The 21,972-nt window shown below is 36.9% G+C and carries 22 protein-coding genes; 8 read left to right on the top strand and 14 right to left on the bottom strand.

Annotated elements, in window-relative coordinates; translation table 11 throughout:
• Positions 1-14: 14 nt before the first annotated feature.
• The gene (locus DN408_RS06585) at positions 15-377 is read right to left on the bottom strand and encodes a YxeA family protein (protein WP_002130097.1); all 363 of its coding nucleotides are present in this window, start codon (positions 375-377) and stop codon (positions 15-17) included.
• 234 nt (positions 378-611) lie between these two features.
• Here DN408_RS06585 and DN408_RS06590 point away from each other — a divergent pair, with 234 nt between their 5' ends.
• Positions 612-1,649, top strand: coding sequence for a PTS sugar transporter subunit IIC (locus DN408_RS06590; protein WP_002130098.1), 1,038 nt, complete (start codon positions 612-614; stop codon positions 1,647-1,649).
• Positions 1,650-1,968: 319 nt separating this feature from the next.
• Here DN408_RS06590 and speB read toward each other — a convergent pair whose 3' ends face one another.
• The 4 genes from speB to DN408_RS06610 all read right to left on the bottom strand — a co-directional run bounded on the left by speB (position 1,969) and on the right by DN408_RS06610 (position 5,650).
• Positions 1,969-2,841 (bottom strand): agmatinase, encoded by an 873-nt coding sequence (gene speB / locus DN408_RS06595; RefSeq protein WP_002016350.1) that lies wholly within the window; start codon positions 2,839-2,841, stop codon positions 1,969-1,971.
• Between the two features lie 218 nt (positions 2,842-3,059).
• Complete coding sequence (gene speE, locus DN408_RS06600; protein WP_000424693.1) at positions 3,060-3,887, bottom strand: polyamine aminopropyltransferase; 828 nt, start codon at positions 3,885-3,887, stop codon at positions 3,060-3,062.
• A 186-nt stretch (positions 3,888-4,073) separates the two neighbouring features.
• Positions 4,074-5,237: an MFS transporter gene (locus tag DN408_RS06605; RefSeq protein ID WP_002016352.1), complete on the bottom strand. Its 1,164-nt coding sequence runs from the start codon at positions 5,235-5,237 to the stop codon at positions 4,074-4,076.
• A 5-nt stretch (positions 5,238-5,242) separates the two neighbouring features.
• Positions 5,243-5,650, bottom strand: coding sequence for a MerR family transcriptional regulator (locus tag DN408_RS06610; RefSeq protein ID WP_078421782.1), 408 nt, complete (start codon positions 5,648-5,650; stop codon positions 5,243-5,245).
• Between the two features lie 150 nt (positions 5,651-5,800).
• Between DN408_RS06610 and DN408_RS06615 the strand changes: the two genes are divergently transcribed.
• Positions 5,801-6,526, top strand: coding sequence for a glycerophosphodiester phosphodiesterase (locus tag DN408_RS06615; protein WP_002068526.1), 726 nt, complete (start codon positions 5,801-5,803; stop codon positions 6,524-6,526).
• Between the two features lie 100 nt (positions 6,527-6,626).
• The gene (locus tag DN408_RS06620) at positions 6,627-8,678 is read left to right on the top strand and encodes a transglycosylase domain-containing protein (RefSeq protein ID WP_147740015.1); all 2,052 of its coding nucleotides are present in this window, start codon (positions 6,627-6,629) and stop codon (positions 8,676-8,678) included.
• 32 nt (positions 8,679-8,710) lie between these two features.
• On the opposite strand, the gene DN408_RS06625 is transcribed toward DN408_RS06620, so the two are convergent.
• Positions 8,711-9,220, bottom strand: coding sequence for a YwhD family protein (locus DN408_RS06625; protein ID WP_002016357.1), 510 nt, complete (start codon positions 9,218-9,220; stop codon positions 8,711-8,713).
• A gap of 25 nt (positions 9,221-9,245) precedes the next feature.
• Positions 9,246-9,920, bottom strand: a complete 675-nt coding sequence (locus DN408_RS06630; protein WP_002016358.1) for a site-2 protease family protein — start codon at positions 9,918-9,920, stop codon at positions 9,246-9,248.
• A 112-nt stretch (positions 9,921-10,032) separates the two neighbouring features.
• On the opposite strand from DN408_RS06630, the gene DN408_RS06635 reads away from it, so the two are divergent.
• Entirely contained in the window at positions 10,033-10,218 is a 186-nt protein-coding gene (locus DN408_RS06635; RefSeq protein ID WP_001147171.1) for a 2-hydroxymuconate tautomerase, read from the top strand.
• Positions 10,219-10,257: 39 nt separating this feature from the next.
• On the opposite strand, the gene DN408_RS06640 is transcribed toward DN408_RS06635, so the two are convergent.
• From DN408_RS06640 to DN408_RS06665, 6 genes are all read right to left on the bottom strand, one after another.
• Positions 10,258-11,562, bottom strand: a complete 1,305-nt coding sequence (locus tag DN408_RS06640) for an HD domain-containing protein (protein WP_002130105.1) — start codon at positions 11,560-11,562, stop codon at positions 10,258-10,260.
• A gap of 186 nt (positions 11,563-11,748) precedes the next feature.
• Positions 11,749-12,687 (bottom strand): ABC transporter substrate-binding protein, encoded by a 939-nt coding sequence (locus DN408_RS06645; protein ID WP_002138981.1) that lies wholly within the window; start codon positions 12,685-12,687, stop codon positions 11,749-11,751.
• Positions 12,688-12,888: 201 nt separating this feature from the next.
• Positions 12,889-13,701, bottom strand: a complete 813-nt coding sequence (locus tag DN408_RS06650) for an ABC transporter ATP-binding protein (protein ID WP_000212073.1) — start codon at positions 13,699-13,701, stop codon at positions 12,889-12,891.
• A 15-nt stretch (positions 13,702-13,716) separates the two neighbouring features.
• Entirely contained in the window at positions 13,717-14,733 is a 1,017-nt protein-coding gene (locus DN408_RS06655; protein WP_002130107.1) for a FecCD family ABC transporter permease, read from the bottom strand.
• Entirely contained in the window at positions 14,730-15,785 is a 1,056-nt protein-coding gene (locus DN408_RS06660; protein WP_000388282.1) for a FecCD family ABC transporter permease, read from the bottom strand. The genes DN408_RS06655 and DN408_RS06660 overlap by 4 nt, the downstream gene beginning before the upstream one ends.
• 237 nt (positions 15,786-16,022) lie before the next feature.
• Positions 16,023-16,247 (bottom strand): YuzB family protein, encoded by a 225-nt coding sequence (locus DN408_RS06665; RefSeq protein ID WP_000526075.1) that lies wholly within the window; start codon positions 16,245-16,247, stop codon positions 16,023-16,025.
• A 289-nt stretch (positions 16,248-16,536) separates the two neighbouring features.
• Between DN408_RS06665 and DN408_RS06670 the strand changes: the two genes are divergently transcribed.
• Positions 16,537-17,232 carry an RsfA family transcriptional regulator gene (locus tag DN408_RS06670; RefSeq protein WP_002016365.1) on the top strand — a complete coding sequence of 232 codons (696 nt, stop codon included), beginning with the start codon at positions 16,537-16,539 and terminating at the stop codon, positions 17,230-17,232.
• Between the two features lie 127 nt (positions 17,233-17,359).
• Entirely contained in the window at positions 17,360-18,205 is an 846-nt protein-coding gene (lipL, locus tag DN408_RS06675) for an octanoyl-[GcvH]:protein N-octanoyltransferase (protein ID WP_078178092.1), read from the top strand.
• Between the two features lie 69 nt (positions 18,206-18,274).
• Here the strand turns inward: lipL and pta are convergent, their stop codons facing one another.
• Entirely contained in the window at positions 18,275-19,246 is a 972-nt protein-coding gene (pta, locus tag DN408_RS06680; protein ID WP_000067219.1) for a phosphate acetyltransferase, read from the bottom strand.
• A gap of 429 nt (positions 19,247-19,675) precedes the next feature.
• Between pta and hemQ the strand changes: the two genes are divergently transcribed.
• Both hemQ and DN408_RS06690 read left to right on the top strand, forming a co-directional pair.
• Positions 19,676-20,419, top strand: coding sequence for a hydrogen peroxide-dependent heme synthase (hemQ, locus tag DN408_RS06685; protein WP_001287592.1), 744 nt, complete (start codon positions 19,676-19,678; stop codon positions 20,417-20,419).
• Between the two features lie 195 nt (positions 20,420-20,614).
• Entirely contained in the window at positions 20,615-21,892 is a 1,278-nt protein-coding gene (locus tag DN408_RS06690) for a serine hydrolase (protein ID WP_002167310.1), read from the top strand.
• The last annotated feature ends 80 nt before the right edge of the window (positions 21,893-21,972 follow it).

Genomic DNA, 21,972 nt, shown 5'->3' on the forward strand with positions numbered 1-21,972 from the left:
ACGATTCGCTCCTTTTATGGTTTTTCTATTTTTTGCAACGCTTTTTGCGGGATTGATTCTTTCGAGATTTCAGCCCATCCTTTTCCCTGCATACCTTTTGCATAAATTTTTATAAAAGCACCCGTATGCAATTCACGGTTCACCATTCTTTTAATAACTTGTAGCTTTCCATCTTCTGTATACCCTTTAAATGTATACAAATATTCATCGTCTTTTTTCTCACTTTTATCTATAACAGCATAATAATCTTGTATTTCTTTATTTGAAAAGAAGTTGTCTACAAAAGCATGCACACCTTCTGTTTTCGTGTTTAAATAATATGCTGTTCCACCTAAAATAATGGCGAACACAGCTAAAACTTTAATTACCAATTTCATAAATGCGCCTCCTGTTTGCACTGCTTTCTCACTAGCCGTATGTCTATACCTGTATTATACGAAAAAAGGCATACTATACTCTATCGAAATGCCTTACACTTTCCTTACATTATTGTAAGAGTTTTTCACCTTACAGCGATTTCCCAATAAAAAATTTTTCCGTTTAACAAACTTTTATATTATTATTGAATGATACAAATTTTTATTACAAAAATCAAAGGAGACAATTTTCAAATGGCTATCTTGCAAGGTTTAGCACTATTACTTGTTGTACTTTGTCTATTTACACTTTTCAGTTACCGTGCGCCTTACGGAATGAAAGCAATGGGCGCTTTAGCTAATGCAGCAATCGCAAGTTTTCTTATTGAAGCATTTCACCGTTATATTGGTGGAGAAATGTTTCATAATGACTTTTTACAATCAGTAGGAGTAGCTTCTGGTAGCATGAGCGGTGTCGCAGCGGCAATTTTAGTCGCATTAGCAATCGGTGTCTCACCCGTATACGCTGTTTTAATCGGTATCGCTACTAGCGGATTCGGTATTTTACCAGGATTTTTCGCTGGATACGTTTGTGCCTTCGTCGTGAAGTTTCTCGAAAAGAAATTACCAGCTGGTGTAGAGTTTTTAGCAATCCTATTTATCGCTGCACCAATTTCACGCGGAATGGCCATGCTTATGGATCCACTCGTTAACGCAACACTTGGTAAAATCGGTTCTATGATTTCAGTTGCAACTACAGAAAGTCCTATCATTATGGGTATTATGCTTGGTGGATTAATAACAGTTATTTCTACATCTCCATTAAGTTCTATGGCACTAACTGCAATGCTTGGATTAACTGGTTTACCAATGGCAATTGGTAGTCTTGCCGTAGCAGCTTCTGCCCCAATGAACTTCATTTTCTTTAAACGACTAAAAATCTGTTCAAAGAAAGATACAATCGCCGTGGCAATCGAGCCGTTAACACAGGCCGATGTTGTCTCAGCAAATCCAATTCCTATCTATATGACAAACTTTGTTGGCGGTGCGCTTGCCGGTATTATTACGTCGCTATTCCAGCTCGTTAATAATGCACCAGGGACAGCATCACCAATTCCAGGACTTCTCGTACTGTTCGGATTTAATGATGTAATAAAAGTAACGATTGCTGCCGTATTATGTGGAATCGTTACCACTATTGTTGGATACGTCGGTTCTATTGTGTTCCGCAAATATCCAATCCGTTCTGCTGATGAAATTCGCGGAATTACTTCGGAAGAGAAAGTTGCGTAAAGAAAGGGAGCTATTCTCATCGTTTGAGAATAGCTCTTTTTTATGTCGCGTGACGGTAAGTGAAATTATATTGAACACAACTCCGCATATATCGACGTTTCGACAAAGGATATCGACTTAACTACTAAATAAGACAATAATAACCTACCTATTAATAAAAGAAGCCGGCTCAAAATACTTTTTGAGTCGGCTTCACTTTTACTTTATCTAGCTACAGCAGCTAGAATCTCCGGCCATTTCACACTCTCGTTCGAAGCCAAAAGCGCTTCTCGGTCGAGCGTTCCAATGACCTGCGATTCTGAGCGAGCTGCCTACGCTTTTATTTAACCCAACCGAGCAGCATTTCCCGCACGAATTTGCTTGCTGCGATTGGTGTTTGATCACTATGATCGTAGACTGGAGCTACTTCTACTAAGTCTGCTCCGACTACTTTTATATTTGAATTTGCAATTGCTACGATGGACTCTAATAGTTCTTTAGATGTGATACCTCCAGCTTCTAATGTTCCTGTTCCAGGAGCGTGAGCTGGGTCTAATACGTCGATGTCGATTGTGACATAGACTGGGCGTCCTGCAAGTTTCGGTAATACTTCCTTTAACGGTTCTAATACGTCAAATTTATATAAGTTCATACCTACTTCTTTTGCCCATTCGAATTCTTCCTTCATTCCAGAACGAATACCGAAAGAATATACGTTTTCCGGACCAATTAAATCGCACACTTTACGAATTGGTGTAGAGTGGGATAAAGGCTCTCCCTCATATGACTCACGTAAGTCAGTATGAGCATCCATATGGATGATTGCTAAATCCGGATATTTTTTTGCCATTGCCTTAAAAATTGGCCAAGACACTAAGTGCTCTCCGCCGAGACCTAGTGGAAACTTACCGGCATCTAATAGTTTTGTTACATATTCTTCAATCATGTCTATGCTGCGCTGTGGATTCCCAAATGGTAATGGGATATCACCCGCATCAAAATATTTTACCTCTTCTAGTTCACGATCTAAATACGGACTATATTCTTCAAGACCGATTGATACTTCACGAATACGTGCAGGGCCAAAGCGAGATCCTGGACGGAAACTTACTGTCCAATCCATAGGCATCCCGTAAATAACTGCCTCTGACTCTTCAAAACTTGGATGACTTTTAATAAATACTTTACCTGAATAAGCTTCATCAAAACGCATATTCTTTTCCTCCTTATGTGGAACTTAAGGTATCCCAACCTTTCACTATTTCTCAAATTTGGAGCGCATTGCTCCTCTTTCTCGATTTACCTGGGCCTTCTTGTTATCACAAGAAGACTACTTCATTTGTAGCAGTGTAAGTAACTAGCATGTTCAAGCCTTCTAGACAAACACCTTAAATGAGTTACTTACACTTTATTTATTTCAATTTAACGCTCTTACTTAATTAAATCGCCAACAAATTTCGGTAATGCGAATGCTGCATTGTGTAATTCTTTTGTGTAGTATTTCGTTTCGATTTCGTGGAAACGCTCTTCACTTACTTCTAATGGATCATGTTTTTTAGATCCGATTGTGAACGTCCAAAGTCCACTTGGATACGTCGGAATGTTTGCTGTGTATAGACGAGTAATTGGGAAAATCTCTTTTACGTCTTTAAACACAGTTGTAATTAGTTCTGGTGTAAACCAAGGGTTGTCCGTTTGGGCAACGAAAATACCATCTTCTTTTAACGCTTTTGAAATTCCAGCGTAGAAGCCTTTTGTAAATAGGTTTACTGCTGGACCTACTGGCTCAGTAGAATCTACCATAATTACGTCATATTCGTTTTCGCTTTCTGCGATGTGTAGGAAACCGTCTCCTACTTTTACTTCTACACGCTCATCATCTAATGCGCCTGCAATTGATGGTAAGTATTGTTTAGAGTACTCAATTACTTTTCCATCAATTTCAACAAGAGTTGCTTTCTTTACGCTTGGGTGTTTTAATACTTCACGAATAACACCACCATCGCCACCGCCTACTACTAATACGTTTTCAGGGTTTGGATGTGTAAATAAAGGTACGTGCGCTACCATTTCATGATAAACGAACTCGTCCTTTTCTGTTGTCATAACCATGCCATCTAAAATAAGCATGTTTCCGAACTCTTCCGTTTCAACCATATCAAGTTTTTGGAATTCTGTTTGCTCCGTATGTAATGTGCGGTTAATACGCGCCGTAATTCCAAAATGCTTTGTTTGTTTTTCAGTGAACCATAGTTCCATCGTACAATCACGCCTTTCAATGCAAATTTATAATAGGGACATCATTAATGTCCCCTAACAAAAATAAAACAAAACATCCAAAAAGTATAGTTAAAAGTAAAAAAATACCGAAAATATATTTTAGTCAGAGGGTTCTAACATATATGTGAAAAGGGATTGCTCTGTAATAGGAAAGAAAACCCTTTCTTAAGAAAGGGTTTTTGTCTCTATTTCTACCGGTTTACGAATCGGAATTAAGATCATTACGCAACCAACTAACACGACAATTCCACCGACTAAAAACGGACTTTGTGGTGAAACTGTATGACCGATGACTCCTGATAAAATTGGAGCAATCGCACCCCCTAACCAACGAACGAAGTTATAAACACCTGATGTAACAGATCTTTCATAAGGTGAAATATCCATTACATAACTTGTAAATAACGCGTTATTTAAGCCTGATGCTAATCCTGATAGAACGATTAACACGATTTGTAACCACATGATTTTAACGAAGAATAGTGCAATTAAGAAAATCGCAAATACAAGTAAACTACCTTTTAACAATGTTTTTGGTTCATATTTACCTTCTAGCTTATGCGCTAAAATTGCTGATCCGTAAGCTAATGCTAATCCCCATCCGCAAAATACAAATCCTAATTGAATAGCAGATAAATGCATAATAAGTGGTGAATATGCTAACACGACGAAAAATCCGTAGTAATATAACATCCCGGAAATGGCACCTTGCATAAACGGTTTATACTTCACCAGGTTAAGTAATTCTCCTACGCCTGCTGCTTTACGCTTCACTTTTCGCTCCGGTTCTTTTACAAAAAAGAAAACTAAAATAAATGCTAAAGAAATTAAAATACTCGTCGCAAAAAATGGGTAACGCCAAGAATGTCCACCTAATATACCACCTAACAATGGGCCACCTGCCATCCCTAAACCGATAGCTGCTTCATATAATCCTACTGCTTCATGAACTTCTTTACTTAATGCAATTAATAATGTCATCGCCGTTGCAAAGAACATCGCATTTCCTAATCCCCACCCCGCGCGGAAAAGAGATAATTGAGCAATCGTTTGCGATATACCACATATAAATGCAAATACAGTTACAATCGCAAGACCGATCGTCATCATTCGTTTATCACCAAATCTTGATGCAAATATTCCAGCTGGTAACATCATAATTGCCATCGTTAAAATATATGCTGTAAATAACATCTCGACTTGCCAATGCGAAGCACCAATTTGTTCAGCAATACTTGGTAAAATTGGGTCGACTACTCCTATACCTGAAAAGGCAAGGAAGGTAGCCACCACTGTAATCAATCTCCCTAATTTTTGTTTGCTCTCCATTTTGATTACTCTCCTTTTGTATTCTCTAAAAATGTAACTGCACGGCTTAAACTATCCTCTAGCTCTGCCTTAACACGCTGCATTTGCTCCATTTTTTCGTCTAACGTTTGCACTTGTTTTTCAAGCATCTCTTTAATTTCTTGAATCACTTCACGGTCACGCGGATTCTCACTATTTCTTCTTTGTTCCATTCTTTCTTTTAACGATAAGAAATGTTGCATTTGTTGAAGCGTAATTCCTAGTACTTCTTTCGCTTCCACAATCCTTTTAATTCTCGCAATGTCCTCGTCTGTATACAGGCGAATATTCCCTTCACTGCGTTCTGGGGGATGAATTAAACCAATTTCCTCATAATAACGAAGTGTACGCTTTGTTAAACCAACTTGCTTTGTTACTTCATCGATTTTATACATGTGTATTCCTCCCTTCACCGATTATTACATTTTACGTTAACGTTAACTTTTGTGCAACTGTTATACTTTTGTAAATGTTTGTCATATGAATTGTATTTTTCTCAAAGCAGTTTCATAATAAAAGAAAAGAGATGATAAGGAGATTTCCACATGAATAAACCACTTATTTTCGCTCATCGCGGGGTAAAAGGAACACACCCAGAAAATACGATGATTGCCTTCCAAGAGGCTGAACGCATTGGGGCTCACGGAATTGAACTTGATGTTCATCTATCAAAAGATGGTGAACTAGTTGTTATTCATGATGAAACGGTGGACCGCACAACAAATGGCGTGGGACTTGTTTCTGAGAAAACTGTAGAGGAATTACAAGCTTTAGATGCTGGTAGCCATAAAGATCCTTCTTTCCATGAGGCGAAAATCCCAACATTACGAGAAGTATTTATTTGGCTCTCTACAACAAATTTACAACTTAACATTGAATTAAAAACAGATGTTCTTCATTATCCAAATATTGAAGAAAAAGTTGTTGCTCTTGTTCGTGAATATCATCTATCCAATCAAATTGTATTTTCATCATTTAACCACGATTCCGTTTCATTATTAGCAGAAATTGCTCCAGAAATTCCAAGAGCGATTTTGTACGATACACCACTTGCAGATCCTATTGCTGAAGCAAAAAGGCGCGAGGCGACTGGATTACATCCAAACTTTCAATTATTAACGAAAGAGTTTGTCCAATTAGCACAGGGGCAAGGATACGTTTTTCGTCCTTACACTATTAATGAATATAAAGATTTACAAACTATGATTGACTATGGTGTAGATGTCATCATTACCGATTGGCCAGCACGTGCCTTTGAGCTCCTTTCTTAATTGAAGGGGCTTTTTTGTTTTCAAAATTTCATTGTTTAAAATAAACGAAAACCCTCAATACTAATACAATAATGCTTGTATTAATGAGGGGCTGAAAAAGATGGATCAAACTATGAATCCAAAACTTAAAAAATATAAACGTCTTTTCTTCACCGTAATGTTTTCTTGTGTTCTTTTTTTCGTTTTTTCCTTTTTTATTATCATTATAGCTGCAAAAATTATGGGGCCTCCCCCTGTTGCAGTGCCGCAAACGAGTGTCTTTTACGCTAATGATGACACTGTTATAGGACAAAGTAATGAAACACAAAAGCGCTATAATGTATCTCTTGATGAAATTTCTCCTTATGTAAAAGAGGCAACACTATCTATTGAAGATCAACGATTCTACAAACATCATGGATTTGATATAAAGCGCATTGTTGGTGCCATTGTTGCCGATTTAAAAGCAATGGCAAAAGTACAAGGTGCTAGTACTATTACACAACAGTATGCTCGTAACCTATACTTAGATCATGATAAAACGTGGAAGCGTAAACTATTAGAGGCAATGTATACCGTTCGCCTTGAAGTGAACTATAATAAAAATCATATTTTAGAAGGATATTTAAATACAATTTATTACGGGCATGGTGCTTACGGAATCGAAGCTGCTTCTCGCCTGTATTTCGATAAAACTGCAAAAGAATTAACATTAGCAGAAGCTAGTATGCTCGCAGGTATTCCGAAAGGACCTAGCTTCTACTCTCCCTTTTTAAAAGAGGAGCGTGCTAAAGGGCGTCAATCTCTCATACTAGATGAAATGGTAGAACAAGGTTATATTACAAAACAGCAAGCTACCTCAGCAAAAAAGGAAACACTTACTTTTGCTTCATTGGATAAGAAAAAAGTTGCAGAGGTCGCACCTTATTTCCAAGATGCTGTACAAGCTTCTCTTCTTCGGGATATCGGATTAGATGAGCAAGCCTTACAGCGAGGTGGCTTACGTATTTATACAACGCTAGACCCTAAATTACAATCTGTAGCAGAGCAAGCTGTAAAAAATCATATACCTGAAACAACAAACATCCAAACTGCCCTCGTCTCTATGAATCCAAAAACGGGTGAAGTGGCTGCCCTTGTTGGTGGAACTGATTATAATACGAGTCAATTTAACAGAGCTACACAAGCCGCTCGTCAGCCCGGCTCTACATTTAAGCCATTCCTATATTACGCAGCCTTAGAACGAGGATTCACCCCTGCTACGCGCTTAAAAAGCGAATATACTGTATTCACTTTAGGTGACGGTGTTTCCAAATATAAACCGAAAAATTATAAAAACTATTATGCAGACGACTTTGTGACAATGGCACAAGCACTCGCTGTTTCTGATAACGTATATGCTGTGAAGACAAATCTATTTTTAGGCGAAGACATTCTTACAAAAACAGCGAAGCAATTCGGTATTACTAGCGCATTAAAAGATGTTCCGTCTCTTGCTCTCGGCACATCTCCTGTAAAACCAATTGAAATGGTCAATGCTTATAGCATGTTTGCAAACGGCGGGAAAGAAGTAAAACCAATCTTTATAAGGCGCATCGTTGATCATGAAGGAAATATGCTATACGACGCTCATTTAGAAAGTAAACAAGTTCTAGATAAAAGCAAAGCCTTTGTGATGGAAGAAATGATGGCAGGTATGTTTAATAAAAAACTAAGCAGTTATGCCGCTGTGACCGGTCAATCGATGTTATCAAAACTATCAAGAACATATGCTGGAAAGTCTGGTTCTACAGAAACTGATAGTTGGATGATTGGATTTACCCCACAACTTGTAACAGGGGTTTGGATTGGATACGATCAACCTAAATCCATTTCAAACGTAGCAGAACAAGGATACGCAAAAAAAATATGGACCGATACAATGGAAAAAGGATTAGATGGACAGCCTAAACAAGAGTTTAAACAACCAGCAGATGTTGTTGCAGTCGATGTTAATCCTGAAAACGGTAAGATTGCTACAAAAAATTGTCCCATTTCTGTGAAAATGTATTTCGCAAAAGGTACAGAGCCAACAGAGTATTGTATGGATCACGTTGATGATAAGGAAGAGTTCGAAAAGGTTAGTGAAGAGAAGAAAAAGACGGGTTGGTGGAAAAAATATCTCCCGTGGTAAAAAAATAGCTGACGGAAATCCGTCAGCTATTTTTATTCGCCTAATAATGCGTGGCGCAATTCTTCACTAGATTCGTTCCAAATTGCTTCATTATGCTCTTTTAAGAATGTACCAAGTACTTTTTTAGATGATTCATCCATATGATCAATCATGATGTGACGCTTTAGGGATTTATCCATTTTATTTACATGCTCTGGAAGTGATTTATATCCGCGGCGAATTTCACGATCAACTGTCATTTCACAGGCTGTTGCACCTGCGTAATAAGCACCGTTTGGTGTTCTTTCAATTGTTACCCAAACAAGCCAAAACGGTTTTCCGTTTGGAACTTCATCTTTATTTGTTAAAAACTTAATTCCTTTTTCTACTGTACTACGCGCATGCATCGCACCGATATCAACGAACGCAGTTTTCTCTAATACATCAACAAATACAGGAGAAATATTTTCTAAACTTAATGCCCCAACGCCAAAACCACCATGTCCATCTGTTGAATCATTTTTCACGATATTAAAACCGATTTTTTTCTTTTTCTCTGTCATATGTAAACTCCTCCTCGCTTAATGATTAAAAAAGCCTGAAAATAGGCGCAATGATATTTTGTAAAAATACTAATACATATGGAATAACAACATTGAAAATAGGTTGAATTGTGTAATTGCTAAGCGGTGTAATAACAAGAATTAATAACGCAATTGATCCATACTTTTCATACTGTGTCATTTTCGCACGAATATTTGCTGGTGCTAAATCTTCCACAACGCGATACCCATCAAGTGGCGGGATTGGTAATAAATTAAATACAAGTAAAACAATATTAAGCATAATAAAAATTTGGAAAAATTGATCCAGCGTATCTGCTACTGCAAGTGGCATCGCATCTAACACACCAAACGTTATTAAGCTATACCAAATAATTAAACCTATTGCACTTAAGATAAGATTACTTATCGGTCCCGCAATAGAAACTAATATTCCCGCAAGACGCGGTCTTTTAAAGTTATACGGATTAACAGGTACTGGTCTTGCCCAACCGAATCCAAGAATTAGTACAGCAATCATACCGATAGGATCTAAATGAGCCATCGGTGATAATGTTAAACGTCCTTGCTTTTTCGCTGTATCGTCTCCAAATTTATATGCAACATACGCATGTGCAAATTCATGCACAGATAGCGCAATAATAATCGCCATTGCTACCAATGGAATTTGTTGCAATGGGTATCTAAATAACTGATCCATAACTCATCTCCTCTTCCATATGTCAAAAAAAGAAATTATTTGTTTTTCCGATTGTTCTTCCTCATAATCCGCTATAATAAGAGTGTAACTTACATAAAAGGAGCGATTATACATGCCATACGTAACAGTGAAAATGCTAGAAGGACGCACAGAAGAACAAAAGAAAGCTCTTGCTGAGAAAGTAACAGCAGCAGTAAGCGAAACAACTGGTGCTCCTGAAGAAAACATCGTTGTTTTCATCGAAGAAATGTCTAAAAACCATTATGCAGTTGGCGGAAAACGCTTAAGCGACAAATAATTTCAAGTTTTTTCATAAGAAGCAGCTCTTTGCTGCTTCTTATTTCTTTCCTTCTAACAACTCGATAATTCTCTCTTTATATTTTCCTTTTCTTCCATCTTCATAGATTAAATCATGCGGATAGAATAGCTTTTGATCCGTTCGCTTCTTACCTGTAATCGCCTCAACAATATCCGATTCACGCGAAAGCTCTCTAAGTTCCCCGTTCGGCATAAGAAGTAAGATTGGCAGACGCTCTTCTTCTTCTCCTGCGCGGTAAAAGTCATACGGTAAATCCGATGTTGAATCCACAACTAAGTAATACTCTGGATCGAGTCCAATCTTTTTAAATAAGCTACTTAGCTCCATCCAATTATCTAAACCGTGCTTATCTGTAAACTCCACATATTTAAATAGATTTCGATTCATAAAACGACGGCATAAGTCACTTAAAATCGGATCTTCTTCCTCTTGCCATACTTGGAAGTAATAATACATTACGTTCTCGTCTAACTTTAAATAATCCTCTACTGTCACTTCTTCTTCAAATAAAGAATAGAAATGAACAGGATGATTTTTAAACGCATAATACTTCTCATGCAGTGATTTAGCTCGGTGTAAAATCTTCGTTAAAATTACTTCTGCACTACGTGTTACCGGATGAAAATATACTTGCCAATACATTTGATAACGGCTCATAATATAATGCTCTACAGCATGCATACCACTATTTTTAATGACCACTTGATTACCGTACGGGCGCATGACACGCAGTATACGTTCCATATCAAAGTTCCCATACTTTACACCAGTAAAATATGCATCTCTTAATAAATAATCCATACGATCGGCATCAATTTGGCTCGAAATCATACTAATCGCTAATTTATTAGTAGATGTTTTCGCAATTACATCTGCTACCTTTTGCGGGAAATCCTTATCCACACGGCTTAACACACGATTAATTTCCGTATCACCAACGATAATCTTTTGCGTAAATTTCTCATGATCTAACGAAAATACTTTTTCAAACGAGTGAGAAAATGGGCCGTGACCGACATCATGAAGTAATGACGCACATAAACATAACAATCTATCTTCAGCATTCCAGTTCGGTCTGCCATCAAACACATCATCAATCATACGACGAATAATTTCATATACACCTAACGAATGAGTAAAGCGACTATGCTCTGCACCGTGAAATGTAAAAAATGTCGTACCAAGCTGCTTAATACGGCGCAAGCGTTGAAATTCTTTCGTTCCGATTAAATCCCAAATAACGCGATCACGCACGTGTACATATTTATGTACTGGGTCTTTAAACACTTTTGTTTCGCTGAGTTTGTCGTTTAAATATACCACTTTCCGACATCCCCCTTTCTTTACTGCATTCTTACTATATATTATAAACGATATAGGAAACAGAAAGAAATGAAAGACTATATTAATTCCTGTTATATAAAGAAAAATCACCTTTACCAAATATTAATTCCTGTTATATAAAGAAAAATCACCTTTACCAAAACAAAGGTGATTTTTCTTTATATATTATTTTCCTAAAATGAACTCAGTAACTTCGTCTAGGATCATTTCTTTACCTAGTGGGAAGTATCCTTTGTTTACATCTTCATTACTGATTGTAAATACATGGTTGTTTTTAACAGCGTTCATATTTTTCCAAATTGATTCTTCTTGGAATTCTTTTAGACGCTGAGAACCGTCACCAGTTGTAAATACGAATAAGTAATCTGGGTTGTAATCAATTAAAGCTTCTTTTTGTATTTGTACTAACGGTTTATCAGTTGGTGTACCTTTAACTGCTGGTAATTTTAAATCACCAAAGATTACGCTACCGTAACCGTAGTCACCGTATACACGGAATGCATTTGGATATGCAGCCATTTTCATGAATGTTGCATCGCCAGTTTTAGCAACGATTTTGTCATGTAATTTGCTTGCTTTTTCATCATACTTTTTGAACCATTCTTTTGTTTCTTTCTCTTTACCGAAGATTTGACCTACTTCTTCGAATTTTGGACGCCATTGGTCTAATGGAGTTTTTAACATAACTGTTGGTGCAATTTTAGATAATTGATCATAAATCTTTTCTTGACGATTGTTTACAATAATTAAATCTGGTTTTGCAGCAGCCACTGCTTCGATGTTAATTTTATCGCCCCACGCAGAACCAACCGGTTTTACATCTTTCAATTTCTTCTCAATATGTGAATCAATTTTTTCTTGTGTTGTATTTGCAGTAATAATCGGTTTCATACCGAAAATTAATAATTCTTCTGTTGAACCACTAAGGTCAGCAATTTTCTTTGGATTTGCAGGGATTTTAATTTCCCCTTTTGCGTGTTGTACAGTGCGCTCTTCAGTTTTCGCATCTGCTTTCTTTTCTTCTTCTTTGTTAGAACAAGCTGCAAATAGTACAGAAGTAACAACTAGTACCATTGCTAATAGTGCCATTTTAAAATTCTTCATATTCCGACTCCTTCTAGCTGTATTTCTCTTATAATTTGCATGTAACTATAAGAAACAAAACAACATTTAATTAATATATATTTATTAATTGTTGTTTATAACCCGTTCTAACGGGCGTTCAACTTCCCATCCGTGGGTAAGAAGCTCAACGTCCATTAGAACTCCCCCTCTCACCTCTTTAAGAGGGGGAAATTCTATTAATTATGCTTTTTTACGCAATTGATTATTAATCATCGCTAAATCGTATGTTAAACAAATTGGTTTACAGTTTACTGGACATGGAACGATTTGCGCTTCAATCTCAAATACGTTACGAAGTGTTTCACTCGTCATAACTTCATCTGGCGTTCCTTGTTTCATTAACTTACCTGCTTTTAATGCAATCATATGATCAGAGAAACGAGAAGCATGATTTAAATCGTGAATAACCATAACAATCGTTCTGCCTTCTTCTTTGTTTAATTTCTTCAGTAAGTTTAATACTTCAAGTTGATGAGCCATATCTAAGTATGTTGTTGGTTCATCTAACACAAGTAAATCTGTTCCTTGTGCAAGAGCCATCGCAATCCATACACGTTGACGTTGACCACCTGATAAAGCTTCTGCTGGACGATTTGCGAATTCTGTCATCCCCGTCACTTCAAGTGCCCAATGAATGTAGCGATAATCCTCTTCTTTCAATGTTCCAAATCCTTTTTGATGAGGAAAACGTCCATATGAAACAAGTTCAAACACAGTAAGGCCTGTTGGCACTTCTGCAGTTTGTGGTAAAATCGCCATTTTCTTTGCGATTTCTTTCGTTGGCTGTTTCTCAATTGCTTTTCCATCAAGATAAACAGTACCTCGTTTTGCTTTCAAAATACGAGAAGCCGTTTTTAATAATGTGGATTTCCCACAACCATTTGGTCCAATAATCGTTGTAATTTGTCCTTCCGGAATTTCAACTGTTAATCCATCTATAATTAACCCTTCATTATACCCAACAGATACCGCATCAACTGCTAAAGTTGCCATACAAAAAGCCTCCCTTTATTTTGTCCTCATAAGTAAATATATGAAATATGGTGCACCAATTACAGAAATAACAAGACCGACCGGTATTTCTGAAGTTGGTAACACACTTCTTGAAATTACATCTGCAAATAAAAGCAAGAACGTTCCTATTAATGCAGCCGTTGGTAACATAATTTGATGTTTACCACCAACGAGGCGTCTCGCTAAATGCGGAGCCATTAAACCGATAAAACCAATGCCTCCCGCCACCGCAACAGATGCACCAGCTAAACAAACTGCAATAAATAATAATTTACGTCTTTCCTTTTCTACGTTTACACCAAGGCCAACTGCTGTAGAGTCGCCTAAATTCATTACATTTAATATGTGCGCTTTACTAATGGCAAGTGGTAAGAAAATAATCATCCATGGGAGTACACTTAGTACGAACTTCCAATCTGTTCCCCATAAACTTCCTGCCAACCAAATCGTTGCAAAACGGAAGTCGTTAGATGTCATCTTCATAGAGAAAATTAAACTAACCGCACCAAATCCGGCTGCAACAGCGATACCAACAAGAATTAATCGAGTTGATGAAACACCGTCTTTCCATGCTAGTAAATAAATAATAACCGCTGCTAATATCGCACCAACTAACGCGAAGAATGGAAGGATAAATACAGATAAAAATGTACCAGTTCCAACTTTTCCAAAGAAAAAGTAGACGAATACAACAACTGTTAATCCCGCTCCGGCGTTAATACCTATAATACCTGGATCAGCAAGTGGGTTTCGTGATAGCCCTTGCAAAATTGCACCTGACATAGCTAATGCAGAACCAACTAATATAGCAATAACCATACGCGGCATACGAAATTCAAATAAAATAACAGATTGATCTTCTGCACCTAATCCAACTAGTGACTTCAATACATCTATTGGAGGAATTTTAAATGTTCCTGTATTTAAACTTATTAAAAATACAGCAACAATTAATCCTACTAAAATCGTTAAAATAGAAACGTTCTTTTTTGTTAAGACGCTCGTCCTCACATCTTTCCTCTCCCTTCATTACGTGCTAAGTAGAGGAAGAATGGCACCCCAATTAGCGCTGTAATTGCTCCAATTGGCGTTTCAAATGGTGGATTAATAACGCGAGATAACATATCTGCACATTCAATTAGCAATCCACCTAAGACCGCAGAACATGGAATAACCCATCTATAATCTGAGCCTACAAGGAAACGAGTCATATGCGGAATTACAAGTCCAACAAATCCAACTGATCCTGCCATAGAAACCGCAGAACCTGTTAATACAAGAACAAGTACTGTTCCGATAAATTTAATTAATGTCGTATTTTGACCAAGTCCAATCGCAATTTCTTCACCAAAGCTTAAAATTGTGATATATCTCGACATCATAATTGCTATAATGAGACAAACAAGACCAATCGGTACTAACATATTAATACTTTGCCATTTCACTCCGGCAACACCGCCTGCATTCCACATACTTACCTCTTGGGCAAGGTTGAAATACAATGCAATTCCAGATGAAATTGCCCCTAATAAAGCACTAATTGCTGCACCTGCTAAAGCTAATTTTACAGGCGTTAATCCACCTGGTGAAGAAGACCCAATACCATATACAATGCTCGCTCCAAACGCAGCTCCAATAAAAGATGCGATAACAAACATTAAATAAGGTGAATTAGGGAAGAATGCATACATAATTGCAATTCCGAATACAGCACCATCTGTAATCCCCATTAACGATGGAGATGCAAGTGGATTTCGTGTCATACCTTGCATAATTGCACCTGATACCGCTAAAAAAGCACCTGCAACTACGCCCCCTATTGCTCTAGGCATGCGAAGTTCTTGAATTACGTTATGGTGCGTTATGGAACCATCAAACTGAAATACAGCTTGCCAAACGGTCTTTAAACTAATATCTGCTGCACCAAACGAAATAGAAACTGCCATACTTAAAGCTAACAAAATTGTGCCTGCTATTAAAATAATAGAAGCAACGAGCGGTCTGCTCTTAATCTCTTTAACATTCACATCTTGCTGTTCTATACTCCTTGCGCTCGCTTCCATCCCTCAACCATCCTAACCAACAACATATATTTAATAAAATGAAATTTATTCTCAAATAATAATAAAAAAATTAGGTGAATTGACCTTTTTCGTGATAATGATTATCAGAATCAGACACTTTCTATTCTACCTACCACGTCAAAAGACTGTCAACCATTATTTTGAAATACGAATTCATACAAAACGCTATCTTATGGACATAAAAAAAGAAGAGTAATCTGTTCACTCTTCTTTTTCTTACTTATTTAATTTTGCTTCAATTTTTACAATTAATTCGTCTTCTGTTGGAGCCGCAACTGGACGATTATTTACAAACGCGAATGATTTTTTACGACCAGGGCCACAGTAAGACTGACATGCAACCTCAATCGTTGCACATGAATCTACTTTTTTTAACTTCGGAATCAACGTTTTAACGTTCGTTGCCTGACAATCATCACACACACGAAATTCGTTTCCCATTATATATAACACTTCCTCTATTTTAAACTTTTCACAAGTACATTTAAAAATAAACACTAAATGGTATTTTACCGCTCTTTGAAGCTTGTTGCAAGTCTCCGGGCGTAGCTCTATTCCTATATAAAGCCACCTATTTTTTATATTTTCTCCTTCAAAAGCTTTCATCATTCATAGCCAAATTTCTTCTCTTCATTGAAATCTACCATATTTTTAAAAGCTTTGTATAAAAGCTCATTTTTTTGCCCATTATAAAAATAGGAAGTTCATAAAAAGAAAGGGAGTTGAATCTATGAAAGTAAGACAAGATGCTTGGACAGACGAGGACGATTTATTACTTGCTGAAACGGTGCTTCGCCATGTTCGAGAAGGAAGTACTCAATTAAATGCTTTTGAAGAAGTAGGAGATCAGTTAAATCGCACATCTGCTGCTTGTGGTTTCCGCTGGAATGCTGTTGTTCGCTATAGCTATGAACAAGCTCTTCAACTAGCAAAAAAACATCGTAAAGATAAAATGCGTGCTGCGGGCGGTGAACAGACAAAAAAACGTTTGCTTTACACACCACCAGCTTCAGCGGCGGCGATAACTGATTATGAAGAACACGTACCGTATGAAACAGCTGTTCAATATACAGAAGCTACTCCATATCAAAAGCCGACTGTCCCTGCTCCAAAAAGCTCAATAACAATGCAAGATGTTATTTACTTTTTACAAACAGTTGGATCTTCAAATATAAAAGTAACAGCTCTTGAAAACGAGAATACGAGATTGAAACAAGAAATTAAAACGCAAATCCTGCGAAATGAAGAACTAGAAAAGAAACTAGAAAAATTAGAACAACAATCTCATACTGTACAAGAGGATTACGAAACACTTATGAATATTATGAACCGTGCTCGTAAATTAGCAGTAATGGATGATGAGGAACGCTCACAAACATCTTTCCGCATGGATCGAAACGGTAACTTAGAAAAAATTGCAGAATAAAAAGGATGCATGCAATGCATCCTTTTTATTCTTTCACCTCTAAACTTCCCTTTATATATGAGAAAACCCCTTTCTACATTTTTTGCTATAATAGAGATTGTCATTTTAAAAATAAGGGGTTAGTTATATGAGCAATTCCCGTTCGATTTTATCTCAGCCAAAGTGGCGTATTGTAGATCAGTCTAGTTTAGGACCAACTTTCCATGCACTTCAGTCATTCGCAATGGATGACACGTTATGCACAAGTATTGGAAATGGTCTATCCGCTGCAACAATGCGCTCTTGGGTTCATCACAATACAATTGTTCTTGGCATTCAAGATTCACGCCTACCACATTTAGAAGAAGGTATTTCCTTTTTAAAAGAAAACGACTTCAATATTATCGTTCGTAATTCTGGTGGACTTGCTGTCGTACTTGATGAAGGTGTTTTAAACGTATCACTTTTATTCCAAGAAACAGAAAAGGGTATCGATATCGACCTTGGATACGATACGATGTGGCATTTAATTAAGGAAATGTTAAAAGATTACGATGTTACTATCGAAGCAAAAGAAATTGTTGGTTCTTATTGTCCTGGTAGCTACGATTTGAGCATTCGCGATCAAAAATTTGCTGGTATTTCTCAGCGTCGTATTCGCGGAGGCGTTGCTGTACAAATTTACTTATGTGCGACAGGAAGCGGATCTGAGCGTGCCGCACTCGTTCGTGATTTTTACAACGTAGCAATTCAAGGCGAAGAAACAAGATTTACGTATCCTGAAATTGTACCGAGTACGATGGCTTCACTATCTGAATTACTTGGCGAAACAATTACAGTGCAAGATTTAATGATGCGCCTTTTAAAAACGTTGCAACAATTCGCGCCAAAGTTAACACCATCTCAGCTAACAGTAGATGAAGTTCCTTTATATGAGACGAATTTACAACGTATTATTGACCGTAATAATAAGGCACTTGGTTTAGAAAAATAGAAACCAAAAAGACCACCCTCATTTCAAAAGAAATAGGATGGTCTTTTTTCATATTAATTCGTTATAGAATTAAAGTGCTTGAGCTGCTGTAATTAAAGCTAACTTGTACACTTCTTCTTCGTTACATCCACGAGACAGATCATTTACAGGCATATTTAAACCTTGTAAGATTGGTCCTACTGCTTCGAAGTTACCTAAGCGTTGAGCGATTTTGTAGCCGATATTACCAGCTTCTAAGCTTGGGAATACGAATACGTTAGCATCACCTTTAATTGTAGAACCTGGAGCTTTCTTCTCAGCTACAGATGGTACGAATGCAGCATCGAATTGGAATTCTCCATCTAAAGTTAATTCAGGAGCCATTTCTTTTGCAATGCGAGTTGCTTCTACAACTTTTTCTGTTTCTGGAGATTTCGCAGAACCTTTTGTAGAGAAGCTTAACATAGCAACGCGTGGGTCAATACCGAATAGTTCAGCAGTTTTCGCACTTTCGATACCAATTTCAGCTAAATCTTGGCTGTTTGGTGCAATGTTAATTGCGCAATCAGCGAATACATACTTCTCTTCTTCACGTACCATGATGAATACGCCTGAAGTTTTTGTAACGCCTGGTTTTGTTTTAATAATTTGAAGTGCTGGACGAACTGTATCAGCTGTAGAGTGAGCTGCACCACTTACTAAACCTTGTGCTTTGCCCATGTATACAAGCATCGTACCGAAGTAGTTTTCGTCTTTAAGGATTTTGCGAGCATCTTCTTCTGTTGCTTTACCTTTACGGCGTTCAACGAAAGATGCTACCATTGCATCCATCTCTTCGTATGTAGCTGGATCGTAAATATCAACGCCTGCTAATGTTAAGTTCATGCTAGCAGCTTTTGCGCTAATTTCTTCTTTATTACCAACTAAAATTGGTTTTACTAACTCTTCTTTTGCTAAACGCTCTGCAGCGCCTAAAATTCTTTCATCAGTTCCTTCAGGAAGTACGATAGAAATGCCTTTTCCTTGAACTTTTTCTTTTACTGTTGTAAATAAGTTGCTCACGAATAAACCCTCCTACATATGTTAAAAAACTCTATCTTTAAGAATACTGCTTTTCCTCTATATTTTAAACTTATAGCTCCCAAAAAATAGATAAAATGAAAATGATTATATTTTCATAAAATTCAGCCGAGAAATAATGCCTACTTAAGCCTTATTTTCTCCCGTTTTCGAGTAAATATAAAGTGAAACTTTAATCAGTGGGGTTTTGTTCATCCCCACTGATTATTAGCCTTCACCAATTGAGCATTTACGGGCAGTTATCACCCACCTAACTCCCTCGCATTCGCCAAATTTTGAGGTGAGAGTCTTACTGCCCGCGAATAGCGGGATAAATGTGACAGTTTTATGCACCGAAACTTTATTTAGATGTTTTTAATCCTATATATGCTATAGTTAACGTGTAAAATATCATTAACTGAGGTGAATAGAATGAGTGAAGCAACAACAACGTTAGATGGCTGGTATTGTTTACATGATTTACGTTCTATTGATTGGGCAGCATGGAAAACATTATCTAGTGACGAACGCGGACAAGCAGTGTCTGAATTTTTAAATGTCGTTGAAAAATGGAACGAAGTAGCTACTGCAAAAAAAGGCAGTCATGCAATGTATACAGTTGTTGGTCAAAAAGCAGATATTATGCTTATGATCTTACGTCCAACAATGGAAGAGTTAAATGAAATCGAAACAGAATTAAATAAAACAACATTAGCTGAATATTTAGTTCCTGCATATTCTTACGTATCTGTTGTTGAACTAAGCAACTACCTTCCAGCTGATGAAGATCCATACCAAAACCCACAAATCTTAGCTCGCTTATATCCTGAGTTACCAAAAGCAAATCATATTTGCTTCTATCCAATGGACAAGCGTCGCCAAGGTGATGACAACTGGTACATGCTTCCTATGGAAGAACGTAAAAAAATGATGTACAGTCACAGTAAAATCGGTCGCCAATACGCAGGGAAAGTACGCCAAGTAATTTCAGGATCAGTCGGATTCGACGATTTCGAGTGGGGCGTAACATTATTCGCTGACGATGTTCTTCAATTTAAGAAGCTTATATATGAAATGCGCTTCGATGAAGTAAGTGCCCGTTACGGTGAATTCGGTACATTCTTCGTTGGGAACATTTTACCAGACGAAAAAGTAGAGAAATTTTTACACATATAATAATGAAAAAGGAACGAATTTCGTTCCTTTTTTTATTATCCTCTATATTTACCCACAAAAAACTTCTTTTCTCTGCAAATTTGAACAAAAATCGACAAATTCTTTTCAATTTCCTTACAAAATTGTAACCTTTCTATATCCAAATTTATGCTAAAATGGTACGAGCTATATGCTAATAACGATGCGAAGGTGATAATGTATATGAAGAAAATCTTGTCTATTTTACTAGCGTCTCTATTGTCAATTTCTTCCTTAGGAGTAACAACATCCCATGCAGAAGAAAAAATACATATAGAGGCAGCTGCTGCACTGCTATTTGATGCGGATACAGGAAAAATACTGCATGAACAAAATCCAGATGAATTACTAGCTATCGCTAGTATGTCAAAATTAATTGTTATTTATGCCGTATTAGAAGCAATTAAAGAAGGAAAAATCACTTGGGATACGAAAGTAACTATTTCTGATTACGCTTATGAAGTTTCACGTAATAATGAATTCTCTAACGTGCCGTTCGAAAAAGGACGTCAATATACTGTAAGAGAATTATACCATTCTATCGTTATCTTCTCTGCAAATGGATCTAGTATTGCTTTAGCAGAATTACTTGCAGGAAGTGAAAAGAACTTCTTAAATCTCGCAAATGAACATGCGAAAAAACTAGGGTTAAAGAAATATAAATTTGTAAACGCTACTGGGTTAAATAACGCTGATTTAAAAGGAAAACATCCTGAAGGAACTGATCCGAATGGAGAAAACTCCATGTCAGCTCGCGATATGGGTATTCTCTCAAAAACAATTATTACAAAGTATCCAGAAATGCTAGAGGATACAAAACAAAGATTTAGAAACTTCCCAGATAATCATCCAAAACCAATTCGTATGGAAAATTGGAACTGGATGTTACCAGGTGCTGCTTTCTCTTATGAAGGAGCAGATGGTTTAAAAACAGGAAGTTCCGATACAGCTGGGTATGGTTTTACCATTACAGCAAAACGCGGTGATTTACGTCTTATATCTGTTATTATTAAAACGAAATCAATGGACGAACGTTTCACAGAATCTCGCGCATTAATTGAATATGGATTTAATAACTTCGAAAAACAGAAATTAAAAATAGATAAAAACAACAAAATTTCTGTAGTAAAAGGAAAAGAAGACTACGTAACAGTTGCACCAGAAAAAGAAGTGACAGTAGTTACTGCAAAAGGTAGCAAATCCCCTTACAAAATTTCTACTGAAGCAGATAAATCACTTGCTGAAGATGAGCATTTAGTTGCTCCTATTAAGAAAGATGCAAAGGTAGGTTCAATCGTCTTAGAACCATCTGATAAATATGGTTTCTTAGACGGAAATAAAAGTATAAAAGTTATTGCAAAAACGACTGAAGAAGTAGAAAAAGCAAATTGGTTCGTATTAACAATGCGTTCAATTGGCGATTTCTTCTCAAATTTATGGTCTAAAGTATTTTAATGATGAAAAGCTAGCTCACGCTAGCTTTTTTTATTTTCCCCTCTAGATGTAAAACTTCGTTTGGTTGTCATATCTGCGTC

Origin of the sequence: Bacillus sp. AR13-1 (assembly GCF_008042285.1) — a bacterium.
In the GTDB taxonomy this organism is placed as follows: domain Bacteria; phylum Bacillota; class Bacilli; order Bacillales; family Bacillaceae_G; genus Bacillus_A; species Bacillus_A mycoides.

What these genes read in the sequence shown, in the direction of transcription:
- DN408_RS06585 (WP_002130097.1), bottom strand. Translation starts at nt 377, where the DNA reads ATGAAATTGGTAATTAAAGTTTTAGCTGTGTTCGCCATTATTTTAGGT.
- DN408_RS06590 (WP_002130098.1), top strand. Translation starts at nt 612, where the DNA reads ATGGCTATCTTGCAAGGTTTAGCACTATTACTTGTTGTACTTTGTCTA.
- speB (WP_002016350.1), bottom strand. Translation starts at nt 2,841, where the DNA reads ATGCGTTTTGATGAAGCTTATTCAGGTAAAGTATTTATTAAAAGTCAT.
- speE (WP_000424693.1), bottom strand. Translation starts at nt 3,887, where the DNA reads ATGGAACTATGGTTCACTGAAAAACAAACAAAGCATTTTGGAATTACG.
- DN408_RS06605 (WP_002016352.1), bottom strand. Translation starts at nt 5,237, where the DNA reads ATGGAGAGCAAACAAAAATTAGGGAGATTGATTACAGTGGTGGCTACC.
- DN408_RS06610 (WP_078421782.1), bottom strand. Translation starts at nt 5,650, where the DNA reads ATGTATAAAATCGATGAAGTAACAAAGCAAGTTGGTTTAACAAAGCGT.
- DN408_RS06615 (WP_002068526.1), top strand. Translation starts at nt 5,801, where the DNA reads ATGAATAAACCACTTATTTTCGCTCATCGCGGGGTAAAAGGAACACAC.
- DN408_RS06620 (WP_147740015.1), top strand. Translation starts at nt 6,627, where the DNA reads ATGGATCAAACTATGAATCCAAAACTTAAAAAATATAAACGTCTTTTC.
- DN408_RS06625 (WP_002016357.1), bottom strand. Translation starts at nt 9,220, where the DNA reads ATGACAGAGAAAAAGAAAAAAATCGGTTTTAATATCGTGAAAAATGAT.
- DN408_RS06630 (WP_002016358.1), bottom strand. Translation starts at nt 9,920, where the DNA reads ATGGATCAGTTATTTAGATACCCATTGCAACAAATTCCATTGGTAGCA.
- DN408_RS06635 (WP_001147171.1), top strand. Translation starts at nt 10,033, where the DNA reads ATGCCATACGTAACAGTGAAAATGCTAGAAGGACGCACAGAAGAACAA.
- DN408_RS06645 (WP_002138981.1), bottom strand. Translation starts at nt 12,687, where the DNA reads ATGAAGAATTTTAAAATGGCACTATTAGCAATGGTACTAGTTGTTACT.
- DN408_RS06650 (WP_000212073.1), bottom strand. Translation starts at nt 13,701, where the DNA reads ATGGCAACTTTAGCAGTTGATGCGGTATCTGTTGGGTATAATGAAGGG.
- DN408_RS06660 (WP_000388282.1), bottom strand. Translation starts at nt 15,785, where the DNA reads ATGGAAGCGAGCGCAAGGAGTATAGAACAGCAAGATGTGAATGTTAAA.
- DN408_RS06665 (WP_000526075.1), bottom strand. Translation starts at nt 16,247, where the DNA reads ATGGGAAACGAATTTCGTGTGTGTGATGATTGTCAGGCAACGAACGTT.
- DN408_RS06670 (WP_002016365.1), top strand. Translation starts at nt 16,537, where the DNA reads ATGAAAGTAAGACAAGATGCTTGGACAGACGAGGACGATTTATTACTT.
- lipL (WP_078178092.1), top strand. Translation starts at nt 17,360, where the DNA reads ATGAGCAATTCCCGTTCGATTTTATCTCAGCCAAAGTGGCGTATTGTA.
- hemQ (WP_001287592.1), top strand. Translation starts at nt 19,676, where the DNA reads ATGAGTGAAGCAACAACAACGTTAGATGGCTGGTATTGTTTACATGAT.
- DN408_RS06690 (WP_002167310.1), top strand. Translation starts at nt 20,615, where the DNA reads ATGTATATGAAGAAAATCTTGTCTATTTTACTAGCGTCTCTATTGTCA.